Origin of the sequence: Eubacterium sp. AM46-8 (genome assembly GCF_003466705.1) — a bacterium.
In the GTDB taxonomy this organism is placed as follows: domain Bacteria; phylum Bacillota; class Clostridia; order Lachnospirales; family Lachnospiraceae; genus Lachnospira.
Map to the genome: position 1 here is coordinate 1 of NZ_QSEU01000028.1, position 3795 is coordinate 3795.

3 protein-coding genes are annotated in these 3795 nt (G+C 29.5%); all 3 read right to left on the reverse strand.

The annotated features are described in order from the left end of the window. Positions 1–14 precede the first annotated feature (14 nt). From DW963_RS13020 to DW963_RS13030, 3 genes are read right to left on the reverse strand one after another with little or no spacing between them, the layout of a single operon-like run. Positions 15–809, reverse strand: a complete 795-nt coding sequence (locus DW963_RS13020; RefSeq protein ID WP_117916343.1) for a hypothetical protein — start codon at positions 807–809, stop codon at positions 15–17. A 14-nt stretch (positions 810–823) separates the two neighbouring features. Next, on the reverse strand, positions 824–1279 hold the full coding sequence (locus DW963_RS13025) for a hypothetical protein (RefSeq protein WP_117916345.1): 456 nt from the start codon (positions 1277–1279) through the stop codon (positions 824–826). Continuing rightward, positions 1251–3362 (reverse strand): hypothetical protein, encoded by a 2112-nt coding sequence (locus tag DW963_RS13030; RefSeq protein ID WP_117916347.1) that lies wholly within the window; start codon positions 3360–3362, stop codon positions 1251–1253. Before DW963_RS13030 ends, DW963_RS13025 begins: the two co-directional genes overlap by 29 nt. Positions 3363–3795 lie beyond the last annotated feature (433 nt).

The following is a 3795-nucleotide window of genomic DNA, read 5'->3' on the forward strand; positions in this document are numbered from 1 at the left end:
CAGAAAAAGTATGTTCAAAATCTTTTATTTTTTCTTTTTTTGCAAAAAGATGTTATAATTTTATTTACATCATTTCGTACTGTATCTGCATTAATTACAACTACATATTCACATAATGTCATATATTTATGATGACTCTTTTCAAGCTCGGTAATTTTTATATTACATTCTGATACCCTGTTTTCTTTTTTATCATTATCTTTTTTTAGCCTTTCTTTTTCATCAGAAAGCTCATACAATTGCTCTTTTAAATTATCACACTGTTGTTTTGCATAATCAGATGTATATGCTTTTAAATCTAACATGGTACTTTTTAAACTATTTCCTTGTCTTTGATGTATTGAGCTTCTAATTTCATTAAGAATTCTATTTCTTGTAGCTATAACAGAATTCTGATCGTATTCATTTAGTCCACATGATTTAATTACTTTTTCAAATGAATCTCCTATGTCAATAGGAAACACTTCAATTTTAGACAAATCACCAATTATTTCTTTAACGTCATTCTTATATGACCTGGAAACAAATTCATAAAAATCATCTTTTCTATACGGTATTTCAGTTTTAAAATACTTTCTTATCGTTCCAACGCCATACGAATTTGTAATAACTACAATATATTTATGAGGCAAATTTTTCCAATCAACATTAATTGGTAATTTCAACGTTTCTAAAGACTGAATTTCATTCGATTTACATGTAATAATATTCACAGTTGCCAATGCCATATACTTATTTATCATTGCATCCACATGTGACTTTTCCTTAATATTTCTACTACCATCTCCTGGTAAATCAACTATATTCAATCCAGTCTCATTTATTACTTCTTTTTTAAAAACTTTTGAGGTATATATATATGTAAAATATCTTTTCTCGCAGAATCAGCTTCAACTTTTATTCTAATTTTCCTTATCTTCTCTTGTAATTCCATATCTGAACATAATTCAATACAACCATCACTTTCTCCATATTTTACACCATACAAATCAGCATCAATCTGTTGGTATATTATAGCGGTCGAAGTCGAAGAATTACCCCTAGGAACCCCCGCTCTTATATCATTATAAACCTTTTTTTGAAATTGAGGTGCAATACCTAACAGACAAAGAATTAAAGTTGTCTTTCCAATCTGAGGTGAGCCATATATAGCAACAAGTTTTTCACCAATCTTATTATTTTGTAATGACCTTGGCTTATAGATTACCTTTTTTCTAATTTCTTCAATAGTATTATTTTGCCACTTCTCTCTATCTTCTAAAAACTTCTCCAATGTCATATGCTTTTCTTGTAACCTCCCTGCATATGATATCCAAATCATTGTCTATCTTACTAATTGCTATCATTGCACTTGTCTTCTTAAATATTTGTTTATTTACACCTGATGCAGCTATTAGATTTTCTTCAATTCTATCTCTAATTGCCTGCATCGCCTCATCATATGCATCTAAATATTTCGTCTTAATTTGTGAATGAATTGCAAATATGGCATTCTTGGCAGAACTTAATTCAGCTCTCTTAAGCCTATTAATATCCTGAACAACAGCTAGTCCTGTTGTTCCAGCCACTATCATTCCCGCCACCACTGTAACAATCGGGACTGAAACTCCTAAACCTGCAGCTATCGTAGGTACTGCATCTATTACCCCATCTGAAAGAATGTCTATACCTGTAATTCCTAAAGTTCCAAGCAACACCTTATCAACATTAGTGATTTTTTCAGCAATTTCTTTGTATCCAACCTGAAGTTTTTCATTTATAATTTCTGGAAATATCAAGTTATCATTCAACTTAGAACTTTGATTCAATGTTTCTAATTCAAAATATTCTGCACCTAATTCAGCAATTACTTTCACTGTTTCAGCCGGATTATTATGTCTCGGTTGAGGCATATTATTGTTTGTCTTAGATAATAAAGCTGCCGCATCAAACATTATATTTTGACGTCTTTCTATACTTTCTTTACTCGGAACAACATCCGATTTTTCTTCAAAAACAGATATCTCTGGCTGATAATTTCTAAGAAAAATATTTCTACATTCGTTATTATCAACAGCATCTAAACTTGTCTCTGTAATGGCATCTAAAAAGGCATATTGAAAGTCATAAACACCATTTTCACGTTTTAAAGCTACATCAACTCTTTCTCTTGCCCTCTTTATATCCTCAACATTTTCACCAAATACAGTCCTACGAATAACGCGTTTGTCTTCCACCCCCAATTCTCTTGCATACGAAGAATCTCTAAATATTTTCTCTAATCTATCTCTGCTAGTAATAAATGATTTTTCTAATGCATTCTCTAACTCTTTTTCTAATTTTATTCTACGCTCTTTAACTATTTGATCATACGCTTTAAGATATGAAGAATTTTCAAGATGAACCTCAAGCATATCCCCTGTATCGCTTCCTAATGTATCTTTAATTGAAGCTAATTCTGGTCTTAAATCATCTTCAATAATCTCATAGATATATTGTGTGCAATTCTTTCTAGCTATTTCAATTGAGTTACAATATTTCTCAATTGCTTTCTTTAATTCTACAATCCATCTTTTGTTATCTATTTCATTTTCGTATTCACCAACACAGATTACACGATCTTCTTCCCCTTTTGGTATTTTCATAACATTAATACATGTATTTTTTACTGTATCATTATCGTCCGGACTTATATCAGATTGGCTGATTGCATAAACTAAACTATCTCCAAATTTTTCATGTATTTTATCCAATAAAATTTGATTATCATACTTTGAAAAACTTGACTCATTAAATACAAATATTGATGTATCTGAACATTTAACTGAAAAGTCAATCAAGCTTCTCCAATAATCATTTTTCTTTTCAAAACCAGGTAGCAGCATAAACGCATAAGATTCATTATTTAAATGTTTATATGGTACTCTTAATTCTAAATACATAATATTTAGATTAGTATCCGCCCCTGAGGAGGCATTTCTAAATTCCTCTGCGTTCATTTTTACTTTTATCCTAATAAATGTTCCATTATCTTGTTTTTTAAGTGACACTGCATACATTTCTGGTTCCCTGCATTCACCATTTTCACATATAAAAACAGGGATTTTTTCCCCAACTCCAGTCTTAATATTAAAATATTCATCACTTAACCCATAAAAGTTTTTCATTAGTGTAGATTTTCCTGCCCCCTGCAAACCGGAAATGCAAATAATTCCTTTTCCCATCATTTCATTTGCAATTACAATTTTTCTTAATGCACCTAAAATATTTTGATGAGATTTTCTCATACTTTTTTCATTAGAGCCACTTATCATGCCTGTTGTTGCATTCAACAATTCAAAACAGTTATTTTCTAAATTCTGCAAAATATCATAAGAAATCATTTTTTCCTCCTAAATGTAATCCTTCTCTTTTAAAGTAAAATAAATTGTTGTTATAATAGCCAACACCCAAAATAACATTAATTTTGTTCTTTTATTATTTTTCTTATTCATTTTAGCCTTGTCTCCTAACTTATAGAATCTAGATCAGATAATAAAGAATCAACCCAAATCAACTTTGTAGCAGTCCATAAATTTTGAATAGACTCTGCTAAAATATTCATTTGATTTTTCATTTCTATTAACGAAGAATTTTTTTCATTCAAATCATTTTCAATATTTTGTGTTATCTTTTCTCATTTCTTCTAATAATTTTTCTGTATTCTCAACATTAACGAAGAATTTTTTTCATTCAAATCATTTTCAATATTTTGTGTTATCTTTTCTCATTTCTTCTAATAATTTTTCTGTATTCTCAACATACATATTTTGATAT

Coding starts and splice junctions, on each gene's coding strand:
- DW963_RS13025 (WP_117916345.1), bottom strand. CDS start 1,279: ATGACATTGGAGAAGTTTTTAGAAGATAGAGAGAAGTGGCAAAATAAT.
- DW963_RS13030 (WP_117916347.1), bottom strand. CDS start 3,362: ATGATTTCTTATGATATTTTGCAGAATTTAGAAAATAACTGTTTTGAA.